The sequence below is a fragment of the Ramlibacter sp. AN1133 genome (assembly GCF_037890035.1).
In the GTDB taxonomy this organism is placed as follows: Bacteria; Pseudomonadota; Gammaproteobacteria; order Burkholderiales; family Burkholderiaceae_C; genus Ramlibacter.
In genome coordinates this window covers 29,805-48,699 of record NZ_JBBKTQ010000003.1, presented here as the reverse complement: position 1 = coordinate 48,699, position 18,895 = coordinate 29,805, and the positions used below count along the sequence as shown (strand labels likewise).

The window sequence follows — 18,895 nt, the reverse complement described above, 5'->3', positions numbered from 1 at the left end:
CCTCTGCGCGCCGTGGCACGTTCGCTGCGATACAGGTTCTTGCAGGAACCACATTGGTGTTGCAAGTCGCGGCACCGAGAACCCGGGGAGTCGCACCTCCGGCCACCACGTCACGAAAGAGGAGTCCGTATGAAATCCAAGCTGCACGCGATATCCGCCGCAGTCCTGCTGGCGATGGCCACCGCCGCCCCGGCCCACGCCGGCCTCGAGCGGCTCGGCCCCGTCGACCGCTCGCCGAGCGTCGGCGGCTTCCCGTCCTGGTACCAGGACCACTCCGGCATCACGCTGGAGTTCTGCAGCCTGAGCACCCAGGCCGAATGGGACGGCGGCTGGTGCGTGCTGATCCAGCCGGACGGCCCCGCCGGCGGTCTGCCCGAAACCTTCCCGGACAACTTCTTCGACGAACACTTCTATTACGCGGCCGACAACACGCTACTCGATGCGGGCACCGGCCTGCGCGGCCGCCTGGTCCTGGCGCTCGAATCCGCCTTCGCCAACGGCGCGCCCGCGGAAGGCGACCAGATGGTGTTCACGCGCCACCGCCTCGACATCCGGCCGCTGCCCTTCGACGGCGACTACCGCGTGATCACGCCGTTCAGCGACACCACCTACTTCGACCAGAAGGTGGGCGACCGCATCTTCGACACGCTGGACATCGGCACCGCCTGCCCCACCACCTTCGAGTGCAGCCTGAGCGGCACCCTCGGCCCCTTCCTGCTGGCCTCCGCCACCGCCGGCGGCGCCGAGGTGCCCCCGATGCCCGACCTGCAGTCCTCGCCCCCCGGCACCGATCCGTTCTATGACCAGATGGTCGCCCTCGGCGCCGGCCCCACCGCCGCCCCCGGCACCGGCAAGAAGTACCTGGCCGACCCCGCCCGCGTGGGCACCGTCACCGGCAGCCCGCTGCCCGACTTCACCGCCTTCAACACCGACGGCACGAGCACCCTGCGCAACCACAACACCTTCCGCATCGAGGTGCGTCCCTCGACGCCGGACCGCAACGCGCCGGTCTTCTACACCGTCGACGGCGAATCCAACTTCACCCTGAACGGCCGCCTGATGACGGGCAACCTGCCCGGGCGCGTGGGCGGCGGGCGGGCCATCTACCGCGCCGATGCCACCGGCGCCGCCACCGACGTCGACGTCTTCACCACCGCATCGCCGACCGTGCAGGCGCGCATTCCGGCGCAGCCGGTGCAGGGCGTGGTCAAGCCGCTGCTCTCCTTCTATCCGCAGCCCTGCGGCGGCGCCATCACGGTCGACGCCAACGGCGCCATCACCGTCAACCCGCCGCCCTACAGCGCGCCGGCGGGCAGCCCGACGTCCATGGCGAACGACGACGGCAGCACCGATTACTGGGGCCAGGTCGCCGTGAGCGGCCCCCCGCCCAGCCATGTCTGCATCGTGGACACGACGGCGCGCAACGCCGCGGGCCAGCTCGAGCCGGCGTACTCGCTCAGGGCGGTGACCGACGACGTGGTGATCAAGACCGCGACGTACAACGGCCCGCAGGACGGCACCCTCGCCGTGACGGCCGAATCCAGCGACCCGACGGCCGTTCTCACGCTCGCCGGCTTCGGCACCACGCCCGGCGCCGATGGCACCTACACGGGCCGCGGCCCCGGCGCGGAACTGGCGGCCAACGCCGTCACCGTGAAGAGCATCAAGTCGCCCCCGACCCAGGTGCAGGTCGTCTCCTCCAAGGGCGGCGCGAACATGCACACGGTGCAGACGGCGCGCGGCATGTCCGTCGCCGCCGGCCAGGTGATCGCGGGCAACGACACCGGCACCGTGTTCGAGGACTGCGCCTCGACGCCGGCGACGAGCTGCGCGGCCGGCCAGTCGCTGACGATCGACCTGCTGGCCAACGACACCGTGCTGGTGGCCGGCCAGAGCCGCACGCTGCGCGAGCTGGTGCAGCAGGGCGCCACCGTGACGGTGAACGTGGTGCAGACCGCGCGCCTGGGCATCGCCACGGTGTCGGCCGACGGCATCCTGAGCTACGTGCCCAACGCCAACACCAGCGGCACCGACGGCGTCACCTACACGGTGTCGTACAACGGCGGCCCGGTGTCCGATCCGGCCACCGCGAGCATCACGGTGACGCCGGTGAACGATGCGCCGGTGGCGGGCAACACCACCGTCGGCGCGGTGCAGAACACCGCGATGACGATGAACCTGATCTCGAACGCGACCGATCCGGACGGCTTCGCCGACGTGAAGAACGCGGTGATCACCAGCTGGCCGCCGCAACTGGGCACCCAGCCGCTCCCGGTCAACGGCTCGATCACCTTCACGCCCACGACCACCGGCAACTTCACCTTCGGCTACAAGGTGGTGGACGCGGCCGGTGCGGAGTCGGCGAACACGGGCACGGGCACGGTCACGGTGATCGCCGGCGAGACGATCACGCTGACGCGGGTGCGCTTCGAGACCAACGGCCTGCGCTGGCGCGTGGACGGCACGGACACGATCCAGGCCAGCCAGACCATCTCGGTCACGTTCATGAACGGCACCCTGGCGACCGGCCCGAACGCCGGCCGGACCTGCGACGGCACCGACACCATCCCGGAATGCGTGGTGGGCACGACCGGCGTGACGACGACCAACACGTTCAGCCTCGACCAGAGGGCTGCGGCGGGCTCGTCGCAGGACATCCGGACGTCCAACCCGAAGTGGAGCTCGGTGCCGACGGTGGTGCGTGCGTGGTCCAGCAACCCGGTCCTCGGCGGCGGGGCGACGCTGACCATCCAGGCTCGCTGAGGCAGCCCGCCTGCGGCTGCGCTGCAGGCGATGCATGAGCCAGCCCGGCGCGGAAATTTCCGCGCCGGGCTGATTCATTTCTTGTCTCCAATGAAACCATTTCGACGTCGGATGCGTCCTACCCCGCTGTTGTCGCTTTTCGCAGGAAGGATCAGCTTGATGTTCAAACGTGGTGCCGCCGCCCTCTTCGCCGCCGCCGCAGCCCTGGTTCCCGCCCTCTCGCACGCCGATGCGTTCGATACGGGCATGAACACGCTGTGGGAAGTGCTGTGGCACCAGAGTGGCATCCCCACGCGGCTCGTCCGCTGGGAGCAGCCGGAACTCAAGGTGAGCATCAAGGGCACCAACCTCGCGGCCCACAAGGAACACACGCTGCAGGCCCTGCGGGACGTGGCGGCAGAGGCACGCATGCAGGTCACCGACGTCAGCGACCGGCCGGACGCCGCCCAGGTCGCCGACGTGCGCATCCAGATCACGCCGGACAACACGCTGTCGGACAACGAGCCCTGCGTGACGCAGTTGCACTTCAAGACCGAGACCAAGCTCGACTGGGTGGACATGCAGATGCGCGACGGCGACGCGCGCCGCTGCGCCTACCATGAGTCCATGCATGTCATGGGCGTGCGCGGCCACCCGGAAGGCCCCACGGTGCTGAGCTACTTCACCAGCCAGACCGAAGGCCTCCAGCCGCTGGACAAGGCCATGCTGCACGCCTGGTACTCGCCGCGCACGAGCGGCGGCATGACGCCGTTCGAATTCCTGCCGATCCTGTCCGACGCCCTGGTGGCGATCCTGCCGGACCGGCAGCAGGCCGCGCAGTCGCGCGACCGCTACCTCGCGCGCACGGTGGAAGAGATGCAGGCCTTCGCGGACGGCCGCGGCGACGTGCCGATGATCGTCAAGCGCTCCGGCAAGTGCACCGAGCAGGGCGTGCGCTTCGGCCGCATGGAGATGAGCTACTTCCTCGGCGTCGCGTACCAGAAGGGCGCGACCGTGCCCCAGGATCCGGCGCAGGCCACCCGCTGGCTCGAGCGCGCGGTGAACCTGGGCAGCCGCACCGCCCAGACCCGCCTGTCCGCCGGTGCGGGCTGATCGCCCTTAGCCGCGGCGCAGGACCAGCACGAGGCCGCCGACGATCGCCGCCGTGCCCGCCAGGGCCGGCAGCGTCATCGCGTGGCCGAAGAGGAGCCAGTCCAGCAGCGCCGTGCACGCGGGCACCAGGTAGAACAGGCTCGTCACGTTCACCAGGTTGCCGGCGGCGATCAGGCCGTACAGCAGCAGCGTGGCCGCCACCGAGATCACCAGCCCGAGCCAGCCGACCGACAGCGCGAGCGCCGCGGACCACTCCACGCGCACCGGCATCACCAGCGCCAGCAGCAAGAACAGCAGCAGGGCCACCGCGTACTGCAGCGGCATGACGTCCATGGGCGCCTGCTGCAGGCGCTTCTGCATCAGCGTGCCGGCGGTGATGCAGGCCAGCGCCGCGCAGGCGCACAGCAGCCCCGCCGGCGCGAGGCGCGCGCGCAGCAGGCCCTCCCCCAGCACCAGCACGAGCCCGCCCAGCGCCAGCGCGAGCCCCGCGAAGCGCGCCGGCCGCAGCGGCCGTTCGGTCGCCACCAGGGTCACCAGCGGCTGCAGGCCCATCAAGGTTGCCAGCAGCGCCGGCGTGACGCCGAAGTCGAGCGCCAGCAGGTAGCCGAGCGAATAGCCCCCGACCAGGACGAGGCCGGTGAGCGCCACGCGCGGCGCGGTTCCCGCCCGCGGCCGCCAGCGGCCGCGCAGCAGCGCGATCGCCGACAGCGCCGCGAGCGCCAGCGCGAAGCGCAGCACGAGGAAGGCCACGCTGCTGGCCTGCTGCAGGCCCCAGCGCGAGAACAGCGCGCCGCTGCTCCAGAGCAGGACGAACAGGGCCGTCGGGCCGAAAACGGCCCGCGCCCCGGAAAAACCGGTTTGCATGAAGACACCCATTCCTGGCGGGCACGCAAGCGGTGCCCGCCTTGCACACACGGAAGGCGACCCCGCCGCAAAGGCAGGATCAGCGAAGCCTCAGGCGAGGCCGGCCGGTGGCGCGAAGGGAGGCGGGTTGCAGGTGACCCGGCGGGTGTTCATGGCGCAATGATAGTGCGCCGCGGGCGCGGGGCGCCAGTCAGGCGGCAGGGCCGGCCTCGTACTGCAGCCGCTCGCCCTGGCGCTGCACGAAACCCGCGCCCACCTTGATGCGGATGCGGTGGCCGCGCGTCGTGCAGTCGGCCACCTGGTCCAGCAGTTCCTCGAGCTGCGCGGCGCTCGCACTGGCCGCATGCGCCTTGCGCAGCCAGTGCCGCAGCGCGTTGCCCTGGCGCGCGCGCGGCAGCCTCTGCAGCGCCGTGATCGCCGGCGTGCCGCCCATGCGCGCGAGGTCCTCCTCGGCCACCGTCTCCAGCAGTTCCTGCGCCTGCGCGGCGTGGCGCGACGAACGCGCAAAGGTCTCGCGGTACTGCGGAAAGCATTCCTCCAGGGCCGGCAGCAGCACGTGGCGGATGCGGTTGCGCGTGAACGCCGTGTCGGCGTTGCTCGGGTCCTCGACGAAGGCGATGCCCTGCTCGCCCAGCCACGCGCGGATCGCCTGCGCCGACAGCAGCAGCAGCGGGCGCACGAACACCATGCCCTCGCGCTGGAACACGGGCGGCATCGCGGCCAGCCCCGGCAGGCCGGCGCCGCGGCTCAGGGCCAGCAGCAGCGTCTCGACCTGGTCGTCGGCATGCTGCGCGAGCAGCACCGCCTGCAGCCCCGCCTCGCGCGCGCCGTTCGCCAGCGCCTGGTAGCGCGCGACGCGCGCCATCTCCTCGGGGCTCTCGCCGGGGGCATGGCCGGCGTGCACGTGCCGCACCTGCAGCGGGATGCCCAGATCGGCGCAGGTGGAGCGGCAATGCGCCTCGAACGCATCGGCCGCTTCCTGCAGCCCGTGATGCACGTGGATCGCCTGCACCTGCCCGGGCCAGCGCCGGGCGGCAGCGAGGAGGAGGACGGTGGAATCGGCGCCGCCGCTGTACGCGACGGCCAGCGGCAGGGGCAGCTGCAATCCCGCGAGCGCAGCCGCCGCGGGATTGCCCGGCGCTTCAGGCAGCTTCGGCCTTGGTGTCGGAGAAGCGGCCATAGCTTTGCAGCCGCTCGTACCGCCGCTCCAGCAGCTCGCGCACCTTCAGGTCCGACAGCTGGCGCCACGCGTCGTTCAGCGCGCGCTTGAGGAAGGCGGCCATCTGCTTGTGGTCGCGGTGGGCGCCGCCCACCGGCTCGTTGACGATCTTGTCGATCAGGCCGAGCGCCTTGAGGCGGTGCGCGGTGATGCCCATGGCGTCCGCCGCTTCCTGCGCCTTGTCCGAGGTCTTCCACAGGATGGACGCACAGCCTTCGGGGCTGATCACCGAATAGATCGAGTACTGCAGCATCAGCACCTGGTCGGCCACCGAGATCGCCAGCGCGCCGCCGGAGCCGCCCTCGCCGATGACGGTGGTGATGATCGGCACCTCGAGCTGCGCCATCTCGTAGATGTTGCGGCCGATGGCTTCCGACTGGCCGCGCTCCTCGGCGTCGATGCCGGGGAAGGCGCCGGGCGTGTCCACGAAGGTGAACACCGGCAGCTTGAACTTCTCGGCCGTCTTCATCAGGCGCAGCGCCTTGCGGTAGCCCTCGGGGCGCGTCATGCCGAAGTTGCGCACGGCCCGCTCCCGGGTGTCGCGGCCCTTCTGGTGGCCCAGCACCATGCAGGCATTGCCGTTGAACCGCGCCAGGCCGCCGACGATCGACTGGTCGTCGGAGAAGTGGCGGTCGCCGTGCATCTCCACGAAGTCCGTGAAGATCTCCTTGACGTAATCCAGCGTGTACGGCCGCTCCGGGTGGCGCGCGATCTTCGTGATCTGCCACGGCGAGAGCTGGCTGTAGATGTCCTTCGTCAGCTGCTGGCTCTTCTTGCCGAGCTGTTCGATTTCCTCGGAGATGTCGACCGCCGATTCGGTCTGCACGTAACGCAGCTCCTCGATCTTGGTCTCCAGCTCCGCGATCGGCTGCTCGAAGTCCAGGAAGGTCCGTTTCGCCAAGCGTTTGCTCCTAGTAGCGCCCTGCGCTGCCCCGCGGTCAATAGGCCACGGGCAGCGGGTCGAGCGATCTCCAAATATACCAAGTCGCGACCGAGCAATAGGGATTCCAGGCCGCGGCCACCTCGCGGGCGTCGCTGCGGCTCACCGGGTCGCCCGAGAAATAGTTCTTGCTGATGCCGGTGATGAGCCCCACGTCGTCCAGCGGCAGCACGTTGGGCCGCATGAGGTGGAAGATGAGGAACATTTCCGCGGTCCAGCGGCCGATGCCGCGGATGCCCACGAGCTCGTTGATGATGTCCTCGTCGCTCATCGCGCGCCATGCCTCGACATGGATCGCGCCGGAGTCGAAGTGCAGGGCCAGGTCGACGAGGTATTCGATCTTGCGCGCCGACAGGCCGGCGCCGCGCATGTCGTCCACCTTGAGCTTGAGCACGTTGGCGGGCGTCATGCGCTTGGGCAGGGCGGCCAGGCGTTCCCACACGCTCTGCGCCGCCTTCACGGAGATCTGCTGGCCCACGATGCTGCGCGCCAGCGTGGTGAAGGCGTCGCCGCGCGACTGCAGGCAGGCGTTGCCGAACTGCGGGATCAGCCGCTTCATCACGCGGTCGCGCCGGGTGAGGTACTTGCGTGCCTCGTCCCAGTACTCCGGGGTGACCATCCCCCCGGGCGCTTCGCCGGCCGTGCTCATGCTGCCCCCACGCTTGTCACTTCGTGTACTGCGCTGCCCCCCGAGGGGGCCTTCGCGCCTTGGGACGTCCCGGCGGCGCTCACGACTTGGCCTCCCAGGTGGTTCCGGTCGGCGAATCCTTCAGCACGATGCCCTGATCGAGCAGCGCCTGGCGGATGCGGTCGGCCTCGGCGAAATCCTTCGCCTTCTTGGCCGCGGCGCGGGCGTCGATCGACTGCTGGATGCTCGCGTCATCGAGCGTGGCGCCCGCGCGCAGGAAGGCCTTGGGGTCGCCCTGCAGGATGCCCAGCGTGCCGCCCAGGGCCTTGAGCAGCCCGGCGCGTTCGGCCGACTGCGTGCGGTTCACTTCCGCGGCCAGCTCGAACAGCACCGCCACCGCATCCGGCGTGCCGAAGTCGTTGTCCATCGCGGCCGCAAAGCGCGCGGCGGAAGGCTCGTTCCAGTCGATCGCGACCGGCGCCGGCGCCACGGAGTCGAGCGCGGTGTACAGGCGCCTGAGCGAGCCGCGGGCGTCCTCGAGGTGCACGTCGCTGTAATTGAGCGGACTGCGGTAGTGCGCGCGCACGATGAAGAAGCGGATCGTCTCGGCGTCGAACTGACCGAGCACCTCCCGGATCGTGAAGAAGTTGCCGAGCGACTTCGACATCTTCTGGTTGTCGATGTTCACGAAGCCGTTGTGCATCCACAGCTTCGCCAGCGGCACGCCGTTGGCGCCCTCGCTCTGCGCGATCTCGTTCTCGTGGTGGGGGAACTGCAGGTCCGCCCCGCCGCCGTGGATGTCGAAGGTGTTCCCCAGCAGCGCGCACGACATCGCGGAGCACTCGATGTGCCAGCCGGGGCGTCCGCGCCCGTACGGGCTGTCCCACTGCGCGTCGGCCGGCTCCCCGGGCTTGGCGGACTTCCACAGCACGAAGTCGAGCGGGTCCTCCTTGCCTTCGAGGACGGCCACGCGCTCGCCGGCGTGCAGTTCGTCGAGCGACTTGCCCGAGAGCTTGCCGTAGCCGGGGAAGCGCCGCACCGCGTAGTTCACGTCGCCGCCCTCGGCGCGGTACGCCAGGCCCTTGTCTTCCAGCTTGCGCACGATGTCCAGCATCTGCGGCACGTAATCGGTGGCGCGCGGGTCGTGGGTGGGCCGCTCGATCCCGAGGGCGTCGAAATCGCGGTACATCTCGCCGATCATGCGGTCCGTCAGCGAGCGGACCGTCTCGCCGTTCTCGACCGAGCGCCGGATGATCTTGTCCTCGATATCCGTGATGTTTCGCACGAACGTGACGCGATAGCCGGACGCCTTGAGCCAGCGCTGCACCACGTCGAAGGCGACGTTGGCGCGCGCGTGGCCCACGTGGCACAGGTCGTACACGGTCATTCCGCACACGTACATGCGCACGTGCCCGGGCTCGAGCGGCGAAAAGTCCTCCAGCGCACGCGTCAGCGTGTTGTAGATGCGCAGGCTCATTGGAATCTCGGGGGCGCCGCCGGCGCCAGGGCCGCGGGCGAATGGTGTTGTTCTGGGTGCAGAGCATTGAGCCGCGGCGCGGCCCCACGGCTACAATCGGCACGCAGTATATAGCCCCCTCCCGGGGCTGTCATGACGTTGGAACCAGGGTCCTCATGAAGCTTGCGCGCTCGGAATTTCGGAAATCACTCGGCCTGGCGGTGGTCACCGCCGCCCTGCTCATGGCAGGCATCGCGCACGCCGACGAGTACGGCGACGTCAACCAGCTCCTGCGTTCCGGCAAGCTGACCGAGGCGCTGTCCAGGGCCGACCAGTACTTGGCCGGCAAGCCCAAGGATCCGCAGATGCGCTTCCTCAAGGGCGTGGTGCTCACGGAGGCCGGCCGCACCGCGGAAGCGATCACCACCTTCCAGAAGCTCACCGAGGACTACCCGGAGCTGCCCGAGCCGTACAACAACCTCGCGGTGCTCTACGCCGGCTCGGCCCAGTTCGACAAGGCGCGCGCGGCGCTCGAGATGGCGATCCGCACCAATCCGAGCTACGCCACCGCGCACGAGAACCTGGGCGACGTCTACGCCAAGCTGGCCAGCCAGGCCTACAGCCGCGCGTTGCAACTGGATTCAAGCAATACAGCGGTGCAACCCAAGCTGGCGCTGATCCGCGAACTGTTCGCACCCGGCACGCGCCCGGCCGCTGCCGGGCCCGCCGGCGCCGCCCCGCGCGGCGGCGCCATCACGGCGGCCGCCACGCCCGCACCTGCGCCCCGCCCCGCCGCGCCGGCGGTGGCCGCCGCGCCCGCTGCGGCCGCAGCCCCCGCACCGCGCGCGCCTGCTCCGGCGGCTGCGCCCGCCGCGGCGCCTGCCGTGGTCGCGGCAGCGCCCGCGCCCGCACCTGCGGCGAGCCCCGCCGCCAGCGAGTCGCGCGCGGCCGTCGAAGCCGCGGTGAAGGCCTGGGCCAACGCCTGGGCCTCCAAGGACATGAACGCCTACCTCGCCGCGTACGGCAAGGAGTTCGATCCCCCCGGCAAGCTGTCGCGCCAGGCCTGGGAGCAGGAACGCCGCGCGCGCATCCTCGGCAAGTCGAAGATCGCGGTGCAGGTCACCGACATGAACGTCACCGTCAACGGCAACAAGGCCGTCGCGCGCTTCAAGCAGAACTACAGCGCCGACGCGCTGCACGTGAACAGCCGCAAGACGCTGGAACTCGTGAAGAGCGGCGAGCGCTGGGCGATCGTGCGCGAGAGCTCCGGCGGCTGAGCGCGGGCCCGCGTGCAGGCGAAGGTTGTGCAGTTGAACCTCACCCACCGCTCCCTCGGCGCCGCCAAGGCGCTCGTCGCCCTGTGCTGCGTCGCGGTGTGCCTCGGCACGGCGCACGCCAACTCCCAGCACAAGCCGCAGCGCGCCGCCGCGAAGCCCAAGGCCGCCAAGGCCGCGCCCGCGCGAGCGGCCCCGCCCAGGGTGCGTGACGGCGAGGCCGAAGCCCGCCTGATCGAGATCTACAAGCTCATCGGCCAGGCGCACACCCGCGCCGCGCTGGCCAAGGCCGAAGTGCTCGTGAGGGACCACCCGAATTTCAGCCTCGCGCAACTGGTCTACGGCGACCTGCTGACGGCGCAGCAGCGCCCGGTGCGGAATTTCGGCGATGTGCCGGACAGCGCGGTGCGCACCGGCGCGCAGGCCCTGGCGGAACTGCGCGAGGAATCGCAGCAGCGCATGCGCGCCCTGCGCGAGCGGCCGCCGGCGGGCGCCATCCCCGCGCAGTTCCTGCAGCTGTCGCCGCAGAACAAGCACGCGATCGCGATCGACGCCTCGCGCTCGCGCCTGTACCTGTACCAGAACGATGCCGCCGGCCCGAAGCTGATCGCCGACTACTACATCTCGGTGGGCAAGCTCGGGATCGAGAAGGCGGCCGAGGGCGACCTGCGCACGCCGCTGGGCGTCTACTTCGTCACCAGCAACCTCGACCCGAAGTCGCTCAAGGACTTCTACGGCGCCGGCGCGCTGCCGATCAACTACCCGAACCCGTACGACGCGCGCCGCGGCAAGACCGGCCGCGGCATCTGGCTGCACGGCACGCCGCCCGAGCAGTTCGCGCGCGCGCCCAAGGCCACCGACGGCTGCGTGGTGCTGGCGAACCCGGATCTGGAGCGCATCATCCGCACCGTCGAGGTCCGCACCACGCCGGTGGTGATCGCGCCCACGCTGCGCTGGGTGGCGCCCGCCGCGGCGCAGGCCGATGCGCGCCATTTCAACGACGTGCTGCAGGCGTGGCGCAACGCGAAGGCCAGCGGCGACGTGAACCGGCTGCTCGCGTTCTACACGCCCGATTTCGCGATCAACGGCAAGACGCTCGCCGAGGCGCAGCCGCTGCTGAAGGTGGAACTCGGCCGCATGCGCGGCAAGGACGTCGAGCTCAAGGACGTGTCGGTGCTGCGCTGGACCGATAGCGCCGACACCATGGTGGTAACCTTCGGCGAGGTGCCGATGGGCGCCCGCACGGGCGTGACCAAGAGGCAGTACTGGGTGCGGCTCGGGCCGCAATGGAAGATCTTCTTCGAAGGAGTGGTTGGTTGATGTCCTCGTTCACGCGCCGCGCCGCGGCTGTCCTCGTTCTCGCCTGCGCCACCGGCGCCGCCTGGTCGGCCGATGCGCCCCGGGTCAAGTTCAACACCTCCGCCGGCGACATCGTCATCGAGGTCTATCCGGACAAGGCGCCCAAGACGGTGGAGAACTTCCTGCAGTACGTGAAGGACCACCACTACGACGGCACGATCTTCCACCGCGTGATCAACAACTTCATGATCCAGGGCGGCGGCATGGACAGGAACATGGCCGAGAAGAAGACCCGCGCGCCGGTTCCGCACGAAGGCGCACAGGCGTTCCAGGCCGGCCTGAAGAACGAGCTGGGCACCGTCGCCATGGCGCGCACGGCGGACCCCAATTCCGCCACCGCGCAGTTCTACATCAACGTGGCCAACAACGCCTTCCTCGACCCGAAGCCGGGCAACCCGGGCTACACGGTGTTCGGCAAGGTGGTCGGCGGCATGGACGTGGTCAATGCGATCAAGGGCGTGCAGACCGGCCGCATGGGCATGCATGCCGACGTGCCGGCGACGCCGGTGGTGATCAATTCGGCCGAAATCGTCAAGTAAGGAGGGCCTTGCCCATGAATCCCAAGGTCGAACTGCATATCCAGGGCCAGGGCGTCGTCACGCTGGAGCTCGACGAGCAGAAGGCGCCAAGGACGGTCGCCAACTTCGTCGCCTACGTGAAGAAGGGCCACTACGACGGCACCATCTTCCACCGCGTCATCGACGGCTTCATGATCCAGGGCGGCGGCTTCGAGCCCGGCATGAAGCAGAAGCCGACCGACGCCACCATCCAGAACGAGGCCAACAACGGCCTGAAGAACGACAAGTACACCGTGGCGATGGCGCGGACCAACGATCCGCACTCGGCGTCGGCGCAGTTCTTCATCAACGTCGCCGACAACGACTTCCTGAACCACAAGTCGCCCACCGCGCAGGGCTGGGGCTACGCCGTGTTCGGCAAGGTCGTGGGCGGCAAGGAAGTGGTCGACAAGCTCGGGAAGGTGGGCACCGGCCGCAAGGGCTTCCACGACGACGTGCCGGTGCAGGACGTGGTGATCGACAAGGCGGTCGTGGTCTGAGCGCCGCCCCGCCGCCCGAAGGCACGCGCCCCCTCCGCTTGCGGAGCCTGGCGGAAGTCGTCCAGTGAACCCGACCGGGCCCGCGCCGGCCCCGCAGGCGCAGGAACTCGTGGCCGCGCCCCTGTGGCGCAGCGTCGAGTGCATTTCCGACCTGCACCTGCAGGCGGCGCAGCCGCGGACGTTCGAGGCCTGGCGGCGCTACATGGCGCAGACGAGCGCCGACGCCCTCTTCCTCCTCGGGGACCTGTTCGAGGCCTGGGTCGGCGACGACGTGCTCGAGGCCGGCGGCTTCGAGGCGCAATGCGCGCAGGTGCTGCACGCCGCCGCGCAGCGCGTCCCCCTCTTCTTCATGGTCGGCAACCGCGACTTCCTCGCCGGCGAACGCCTCGCGCAGGCGGCCGGCATGACGCTGCTGCAGGATCCGACCGTCTTCACCTTCGGCGAGCAGCGCTGGCTGCTGTCGCACGGCGACGCGCTGTGCGTGGGCGACACCGACTACCAGGCCTTTCGCGCGCAGGTGCGCGGCGCGGCGTGGCAGCGGGGCTTCCTGGCGCAGCCGCTGACGGTGCGGCAGGCCGTCGCGCGCGGGCTGCGGCAGGAGAGCGAGGCGCTGAAGGCGACGGACCGGGTCTACTCCGACGTCGACGCCGCCACGGCCCTGCAGTGGCTGGAGGCGGCGGACGCGCAGGTGCTCGTCCACGGCCACACGCACCGGCCCGCCGACCACGCGCTGGACGCGCGCCGTCGCCGTATCGTGCTGAGCGACTGGGATGCCGAGGCGATGCCGCCGCGCATGGAAGCGCTGCGCATCGCTCGCGACGGCACGCTGCAGCGCATCGGCCTGCGCTGATGTGGCAGTGGCTGCGGCGGCGCCGCAGCGCGCCGGAGATCCCGGACGCGCTGTGGGCCGCCACGCTCGGTCGCTACCCCTTCCTCGCCTCGCGCCCGCCCGAAGACATCGCGAAGCTGCGCAGCCTGGCCGCGGAATTCGTGGCCCGCAAGGAGTTCCACGGCGCCGGCGGGCTCGCGATCACCGACGAGATGGCGCTGGCGATCGCGGCGCAGGCGGTGCTGCCGGTGCTGCACCTGGGGCTGGCGTGGTATGACGATTTCGTCGGTATCGTGGTGCATCCCGACGAGGTGCTGGCGCGGCGCACGCAGACGGACGAGAGCGGCGTCGTGCACGACTGGGACGAGGTGCTGGCCGGCGAGGCGATGCACCGCGGGCCCGTGATGCTGAACTGGCACGACGTGGCGCACGCCGGCGCCTCGGCGGAGATCGGCTTCAACGTGGTGATCCACGAGTTCGTGCACAAGATCGACCTGCGCGACGGCGCGGCCGATGGCTGTCCGCCCCTGCCCTCGCGCGAGGCGCGCACGCGCTGGCTGCAGGCGCTGGAGCGCGAGTACCAGCGCTTTCGGGAGCAGGTGATCGTGGCCGAGCGCTTCGGAGGCGAGGAGCCCTGGCTCGATCCCTATGGCGCGACCTCGATCGACGAGTTCTTCGCCGTGGCGTGCGAGGCGTATTTCGTCAACCGGGAGCGGTTCGGGCGGGAGTTCGCCGAGCTCATGGCGCTGTTCGACGGGTTCTACCTGCCGGGGCGCAATCCGTAGGCCGGCGGTGAGCGCGCGCATTGCGCGCCGCGAACCCCAGCGATGCACGAGCGTCCCGAAGCGCTGGGGTTTCGCTATCGCTCCACCGCCAGCCTACCGGTCGCCCGTCGCCTCAACGCCGCAGCAACGCCTTCAGCGCATTCTGCAGCCGCCGCGCCGCCCCCGCCTCATAAGGCGTCGCCAGCACCTTGGCCACATCCGCGCCCCAGGTCTCCTGCGGGCCTGCCTCGTGGCGCTTCGTCAGCAGCTGCAGCTGCATGGCGCGCCGCGCGGTGATCTGCTCGCCGGGCGTCGGCACGTCGGACGCGATCTCCAGGCGCAGCAGCGTCTCCGACGGATCGCCGGCGGCGGCCTTGCCCAGCGCCTGGATCCAGGCCTGGCGCACCTGCGGGCCCACGGCCTTGCCCAGCTCCTGGTGGCTCGGCACCTGCTCGCCCGAACGCTGCTCCCAGGCGGTCATCAGCTGCGTCAACGCCTCGCCGTGCGCCTGCGCGGCCAGCTTGCGCAGCGCCGCCTGCGCATGTTCCTGCGCCTCGCGCTGGGCGCGGAAGGCGGCGTCGCCCAGGCGCGGGCCGCGGTCCTCGCGCTCGAAGCGGTCGCCGCGGTCGAAACGGTCCCCGCCGCGCGGCGGGCCGCGCCGGTCGTCGCGGCCCCCCGGGCCGCCGGGGCCGCCGGGGCGGCGCGCATCGAAGCGCCCGCCCGGCCTCGCGGCCGTGGCGACCTCCGGCCGGCGGGCGCCGGGGCGGTCGTCGCCGCGCATCGCGATCACCGGTTTCGGTGCGGGCTTGGGCGGCGCGGCGGCAGCGGCCTCGCTGCCCTCCGCGCCCTCGGCACCGGCTTCCGCCGTCGCCGTTTCGGCCGACCCCTCGCCACCGCGCTCGGCTGGCGCGGCCGCAGTGGCCGCAGTGGACGCAGTGGACGCAGGGGCCGCGGCGGGTTCCCCGCCGGACCGCAGCGCCTGCTCCAGGGCCTGCATCGCCGCGCGGATCTTCTGCGCGTCGCCGCTCGCGGTGGCTTCCTCCACCGCCTTCGAGGCTTCCAGCACCGCGCGGTCGCGCGCGCTCAGGGCCGCCGTCGCCTTCTCGCGCTCGGCGGTCTTGCGGTTGAAGGCCTCGTCGATCGGCTTGCGGAACGCATCCCACAGCTTCTGTTCCTGCTTGCGGTCCAGCGGCACGGTCTGCGCCTCGGCCTGCCAGCGCTGCTGCAGCGCCTTGACCGCGTCGATGCGCAGCATGGGCGCCTCGCCGAGCACCCTCGCCTCGTCGATCATGGCGTTGCGGCGCTCGACGCTTTCCTTCTGCGCGCGCTCCAGCGGGGCGGCAGCTTGCGAGATCGCCTCCTTCCACTGCGGCTGCAGTTCGGCGAAAGCCTTCTCGCTCAGGTGGCCGGCCTCGCGCCAGCGCTCGGAGAACTGGTGGATGGCGCGGTTGAAGCCCTTCCAGTCGCCGGTCTCGTTCTGCCCGTGTGCCGCGCCCCAGGCCTTCACTTCCTCGATCAGGGCCAGGCGCGCGGAGCGGTGTTCGGCGGCTTCGGACTTGACCTTGTCCAGCCACTCCTGCACCACCTTGTAGGCCTCGTTGCAGGCCTCGTCGAAGCGCTTCCACAGCGCGTGGTTGGGCGGGCCGCCCTGGTCGACCTGCTTCCACTGCTCGCGCAGGCCGCGCAGCGTCTCCTGCATCTTGCGGCCGCCGAAGCGGGGCTTGCGCACGACGGGCGCGGGCACCGGCGTCGCGGCGGGCGACTCGGCTTCGGCCTGCTCCGTGGCGGCGGCTTCGGTGTTCGCGGGGGCGGGCTCGGGTGTGACCGGCGCGGGCGCCGTCTCGAACAGGCCCTCGGCCTTGGCCACGAGTTCCTGCCGCAGCTGGTCGGCGCGCCAGCGCTGCCAGCCTTCGAGTTCGCCGGCGGCACCGAGCGCGGCATGCGCCTGCGCCTCGAGCTTGTCGTCGACGAGCTTGCCGTGTTCCTTGAGCGCGTTGCGCAGCGCGTTCGCCGCGCCGGCGCTGGCCTTGCCGTGGCCCTGCGCGACTTCCTGTTCCAGCTTGGCGAGCGCATCGCTCACGGCGTGGTTCGCCTTGGCCTTCAGCTCCGGATCGGCCTTCGGCCGGGGCGGCTTGGGTGGCGCACTCTCCAGTGGCAGGCCTCGCGCCTGGCGCAGTTCGTCGGCCCACACCGGCACCGGCGGCAGCGGGGCATTCGCGTCGTCGGCGGCTGCGGTGGCCTGCGCCAGCGCGGTCTGGAACGCATCCCACACCACCTGCAGCTGCGAGCGCGAGGCCTCCAGCAGCGGCGGGAACTTCGTGTCGACGCTGGCCCAGTTGGCGTCGTCCAGGAGGGCCTGCGCCTGCGCCTGCCACTGCGGCACGTCGGCGCGCAGCGCCTCGGCGGCCAGCTGGGCGTCCTTCCAGGACTTGGTGGACAGCACCTCGATGCGCTGCGCGAGCAGCACGGCGGCCTCCCGCTGGATCTGCACCCGGTTCTGCAGGTCCTCGATGCCCTTGACGCGCTCGGCGAGCTCCGACTTGACGCTGGCGAGCGGCTCGCGGCTCAGCGGCGCGCCGGCCTTGGCGGCATCGCGCTGCCAGGCGAGCGCATCGGCGATGTTCAGCCGCGGCTGGGAGAGCAGGTTGCGCGCCCGCTCGGACCATTCCGCGGCGATCGCTTCCTGCCCCTTGGCCCGCTTGATCTCGTCCAGGCGCTCGCGCAGCAGGCGCGCCGCGCCCTTGTCGCGCGCGCTCAGCTCGCGGAACACCTCCTGCATCTGCTCCGGGCTCGGCTCGGCGGCCAGCCACTCGCGCACGCGGGCGGCGCGCTCGCCGGAAGTGGGCGCGGAAAAGGCACCCCCGGTCAGCGCGTCCAGTGCCTGGGTGTCGTGGGTCTTCAAGCTGCTCACAATGGTTCTGTCGGAATGAATGGAAAGCCCCCGTGACGGGGGCAAGGGCCGTATTCTCGCCGCGAAACGCGCCGAAACGGACCGGGGTTGCGCAAATGGGGTGCCGCGCAGGGGCGCGACAAAAGGGAAAGCCCAAATGGAAAGCCCGGCCAGGCGCCTGAAGCTGCCTGCCGGGCTTGACGGTCCGACCCGATGTCGTTGCCGTCTGGGTCCGCAACGCGAACGGGATGTCCGCGTTGCGCCGGAAGCAAAGATTGCTTCCTCGAGGAAGCCGGGGCTGCCACGCAGTGGCCCTACCGGCTGACGCCTGATCGCTCAGGCCCCACCAAGGTACGCCGGGTCGGCCCGGATTGCAAATCGTCTTTTCAATGGCGAGGGCCGCTTCGATTGGGGACACCGACGCCAGATCGCCGCCTGGTAGACAAACGGCCGCCTGGCGGCCCCCTGGCCGACAAGCGGCGGCCGGGTTGTCAGCTTTTGCAACCTGCTCCTGATTTCGTAGCAGCCGTCCGGGTGTCAGGCGGGGCTGACAGCGGCCGGCGAGCCCGGACTACGGAACTTTCCTGCTGCTGAGCCCTACAGTATCAGTGTCTTATCACCTCAGAGGTATAAAGAATGCTTCAAACATCCTTGACCCTGCATTTAGCGCCTGCCTAGAATCCGCCCGTCCCCCACCCGTAGGGGGCAACCAGAAGACCCGCTGCCGAACCCGGCGAATCGGACTGGAACCGGATCCTCCCAATGAGGGCCACCGGTCCGATGGCGTACCAATCCAAACGAGGGGAACGAGAGTGCCCTGCCGCTTCACCAGGCGGCCGACGCTTTCGGCTCCGCGCGTAGAAAGGAAGTGCTATGACAGCGACAGGAAGACTGGGAAGACTCGCCCGCGGCGTGCAGACATTCTGCTGCGACGTCGCCGAGGGCTTCTTCGAGATCACGCACAACGGCTTCGCGGTGGTGGGGCTGGCAGTGGTGTTTTCCGTCATGACCTTGCTGGCCCGGCCCGACCTCCGTCAGGCCGGTGAAGCCCAGCTCGTGACCTGGCTGCATGCGCGCCAGGTGGAGACGCTCGGCCTCGTGCCCGAGCTCGATGCGATCGACCGCGCCACGGCGCTCAACCCCAAGGACCTGCCCAAGCAGCAGGCCGCGGTGGCCTACTGGCTCAGCAAGAAGTACCGGGTCGCCCCGGAGCCGCTGAGCGCGCTCGTGGCGGAGGCCTACGAGATCGGCGAGCGCACGAAGATCGATCCGACCCTGCTGCTGGCCGTGATGGCGGTGGAATCCGGCTTCAATCCCTTCGCGCAGAGCCCCGTGGGCGCGCAGGGCCTGATGCAGGTGATGACCGGCATCCACAGCGACAAGTACGAGAACTTCGGCGGCCGGCTGGCCGCCTTCGACCCGGTGACCAACCTGCGCGTGGGCGCCAAGGTCCTGCAGGAGTGCATCCAGCGGGCCGGCTCCGTGCAGGCGGGCCTGAAGTTCTACGTCGGCGCGGCGCTGCTGGCGGAAGACGGCGGCTATGCCGAAAAGGTGATGACCGAGCACGCCAGGCTGCAGCAGGTGGCCCACGGCCGGCCGGTGCCGATCGCCCCGCCGCCGACGCTGCGCACGATCGCCCCGAGCCCGGCGCCCTCCGTGCAGGACGCCGAGGCACCCGCCGTCATCTCCTAAGGTAAACTCGCCGGCGTGCGCGACTGGCGATAGGCGCGCCCTGCGGGGCGCGCTGACGTGGATTCTCC

15 protein-coding genes are annotated in these 18,895 nt (G+C 70.5%); 9 read left to right on the top strand and 6 right to left on the bottom strand.

Features of this window, described 5'->3' with window-relative positions:
• Nucleotides 1–129: 129 nt before the first annotated feature.
• Nucleotides 130–2,763, top strand: a complete 2,634-nt coding sequence (locus WG923_RS04915; RefSeq protein ID WP_340349828.1) for a cadherin-like domain-containing protein — start codon at nt 130–132, stop codon at nt 2,761–2,763.
• Nucleotides 2,764–2,922: 159 nt separating this feature from the next.
• Nucleotides 2,923–3,855, top strand: coding sequence for an SEL1-like repeat protein (locus WG923_RS04910; protein WP_340349827.1), 933 nt, complete (start codon nt 2,923–2,925; stop codon nt 3,853–3,855).
• 6 nt (nt 3,856–3,861) lie between these two features.
• Here WG923_RS04910 and WG923_RS04905 read toward each other — a convergent pair whose 3' ends face one another.
• The 5 genes from WG923_RS04905 to cysS all read right to left on the bottom strand — a co-directional run bounded on the left by WG923_RS04905 (nt 3,862) and on the right by cysS (nt 8,983).
• Nucleotides 3,862–4,719 carry a DMT family transporter gene (locus tag WG923_RS04905; RefSeq protein WP_340349826.1) on the bottom strand — a complete coding sequence of 286 codons (858 nt, stop codon included), beginning with the start codon at nt 4,717–4,719 and terminating at the stop codon, nt 3,862–3,864.
• Between the two features lie 190 nt (nt 4,720–4,909).
• Nucleotides 4,910–5,899 (bottom strand): tRNA lysidine(34) synthetase TilS, encoded by a 990-nt coding sequence (gene tilS / locus WG923_RS04900; RefSeq protein WP_340349825.1) that lies wholly within the window; start codon nt 5,897–5,899, stop codon nt 4,910–4,912.
• On the bottom strand, nt 5,862–6,839 hold the full coding sequence (locus tag WG923_RS04895) for an acetyl-CoA carboxylase carboxyltransferase subunit alpha (protein ID WP_340349824.1): 978 nt from the start codon (nt 6,837–6,839) through the stop codon (nt 5,862–5,864). Before WG923_RS04895 ends, tilS begins: the two co-directional genes overlap by 38 nt.
• A gap of 37 nt (nt 6,840–6,876) precedes the next feature.
• Nucleotides 6,877–7,527: a DNA-3-methyladenine glycosylase family protein gene (locus tag WG923_RS04890; RefSeq protein WP_340349823.1), complete on the bottom strand. Its 651-nt coding sequence runs from the start codon at nt 7,525–7,527 to the stop codon at nt 6,877–6,879.
• Nucleotides 7,528–7,606: 79 nt separating this feature from the next.
• A complete protein-coding gene (gene cysS, locus WG923_RS04885; RefSeq protein ID WP_340349822.1) occupies nt 7,607–8,983 on the bottom strand; it encodes a cysteine--tRNA ligase in 1,377 nt (458 codons plus the stop codon).
• Nucleotides 8,984–9,138: 155 nt separating this feature from the next.
• Here cysS and WG923_RS04880 point away from each other — a divergent pair, with 155 nt between their 5' ends.
• The 6 genes from WG923_RS04880 (at nt 9,139) to WG923_RS04855 (ending at nt 14,266) form a co-directional block, all read left to right on the top strand.
• Nucleotides 9,139–10,239, top strand: a complete 1,101-nt coding sequence (locus tag WG923_RS04880) for a nuclear transport factor 2 family protein (protein WP_340349821.1) — start codon at nt 9,139–9,141, stop codon at nt 10,237–10,239.
• A gap of 33 nt (nt 10,240–10,272) precedes the next feature.
• Nucleotides 10,273–11,556, top strand: coding sequence for a L,D-transpeptidase family protein (locus tag WG923_RS04875; RefSeq protein WP_445322898.1), 1,284 nt, complete (start codon nt 10,273–10,275; stop codon nt 11,554–11,556).
• Entirely contained in the window at nt 11,556–12,134 is a 579-nt protein-coding gene (locus WG923_RS04870) for a peptidylprolyl isomerase (RefSeq protein ID WP_340349819.1), read from the top strand. Before WG923_RS04875 ends, WG923_RS04870 begins: the two co-directional genes overlap by 1 nt.
• 14 nt (nt 12,135–12,148) lie before the next feature.
• On the top strand, nt 12,149–12,652 hold the full coding sequence (locus WG923_RS04865) for a peptidylprolyl isomerase (protein ID WP_340349818.1): 504 nt from the start codon (nt 12,149–12,151) through the stop codon (nt 12,650–12,652).
• A 64-nt stretch (nt 12,653–12,716) separates the two neighbouring features.
• Nucleotides 12,717–13,502: a UDP-2,3-diacylglucosamine diphosphatase gene (locus tag WG923_RS04860; protein WP_340349817.1), complete on the top strand. Its 786-nt coding sequence runs from the start codon at nt 12,717–12,719 to the stop codon at nt 13,500–13,502.
• On the top strand, nt 13,502–14,266 hold the full coding sequence (locus WG923_RS04855) for a M90 family metallopeptidase (RefSeq protein WP_340349816.1): 765 nt from the start codon (nt 13,502–13,504) through the stop codon (nt 14,264–14,266). Before WG923_RS04860 ends, WG923_RS04855 begins: the two co-directional genes overlap by 1 nt.
• 112 nt (nt 14,267–14,378) lie before the next feature.
• On the opposite strand, the gene WG923_RS04850 is transcribed toward WG923_RS04855, so the two are convergent.
• Nucleotides 14,379–17,156, bottom strand: a complete 2,778-nt coding sequence (locus WG923_RS04850) for a DUF349 domain-containing protein (RefSeq protein WP_340349815.1) — start codon at nt 17,154–17,156, stop codon at nt 14,379–14,381.
• Nucleotides 17,157–18,008: 852 nt separating this feature from the next.
• Here WG923_RS04850 and WG923_RS04845 point away from each other — a divergent pair.
• Entirely contained in the window at nt 18,009–18,827 is an 819-nt protein-coding gene (locus WG923_RS04845; RefSeq protein WP_340349814.1) for a lytic transglycosylase domain-containing protein, read from the top strand.
• The last annotated feature ends 68 nt before the right edge of the window (nt 18,828–18,895 follow it).

Excerpts from the sequence above, each read along its gene's own strand:
- tilS (WP_340349825.1), bottom strand. The coding sequence starts at position 5,899 with ATGGCCGCTTCTCCGACACCAAGGCCGAAGCTGCCTGAAGCGCCGGGC.
- WG923_RS04905 (WP_340349826.1), bottom strand. The coding sequence starts at position 4,719 with ATGCAAACCGGTTTTTCCGGGGCGCGGGCCGTTTTCGGCCCGACGGCC.
- WG923_RS04865 (WP_340349818.1), top strand. The coding sequence starts at position 12,149 with ATGAATCCCAAGGTCGAACTGCATATCCAGGGCCAGGGCGTCGTCACG.
- WG923_RS04915 (WP_340349828.1), top strand. The coding sequence starts at position 130 with ATGAAATCCAAGCTGCACGCGATATCCGCCGCAGTCCTGCTGGCGATG.
- WG923_RS04870 (WP_340349819.1), top strand. The coding sequence starts at position 11,556 with ATGTCCTCGTTCACGCGCCGCGCCGCGGCTGTCCTCGTTCTCGCCTGC.
- cysS (WP_340349822.1), bottom strand. The coding sequence starts at position 8,983 with ATGAGCCTGCGCATCTACAACACGCTGACGCGTGCGCTGGAGGACTTT.
- WG923_RS04880 (WP_340349821.1), top strand. The coding sequence starts at position 9,139 with ATGAAGCTTGCGCGCTCGGAATTTCGGAAATCACTCGGCCTGGCGGTG.
- WG923_RS04855 (WP_340349816.1), top strand. The coding sequence starts at position 13,502 with ATGTGGCAGTGGCTGCGGCGGCGCCGCAGCGCGCCGGAGATCCCGGAC.
- WG923_RS04910 (WP_340349827.1), top strand. The coding sequence starts at position 2,923 with ATGTTCAAACGTGGTGCCGCCGCCCTCTTCGCCGCCGCCGCAGCCCTG.
- WG923_RS04890 (WP_340349823.1), bottom strand. The coding sequence starts at position 7,527 with ATGAGCACGGCCGGCGAAGCGCCCGGGGGGATGGTCACCCCGGAGTAC.
- WG923_RS04845 (WP_340349814.1), top strand. The coding sequence starts at position 18,009 with ATGACAGCGACAGGAAGACTGGGAAGACTCGCCCGCGGCGTGCAGACA.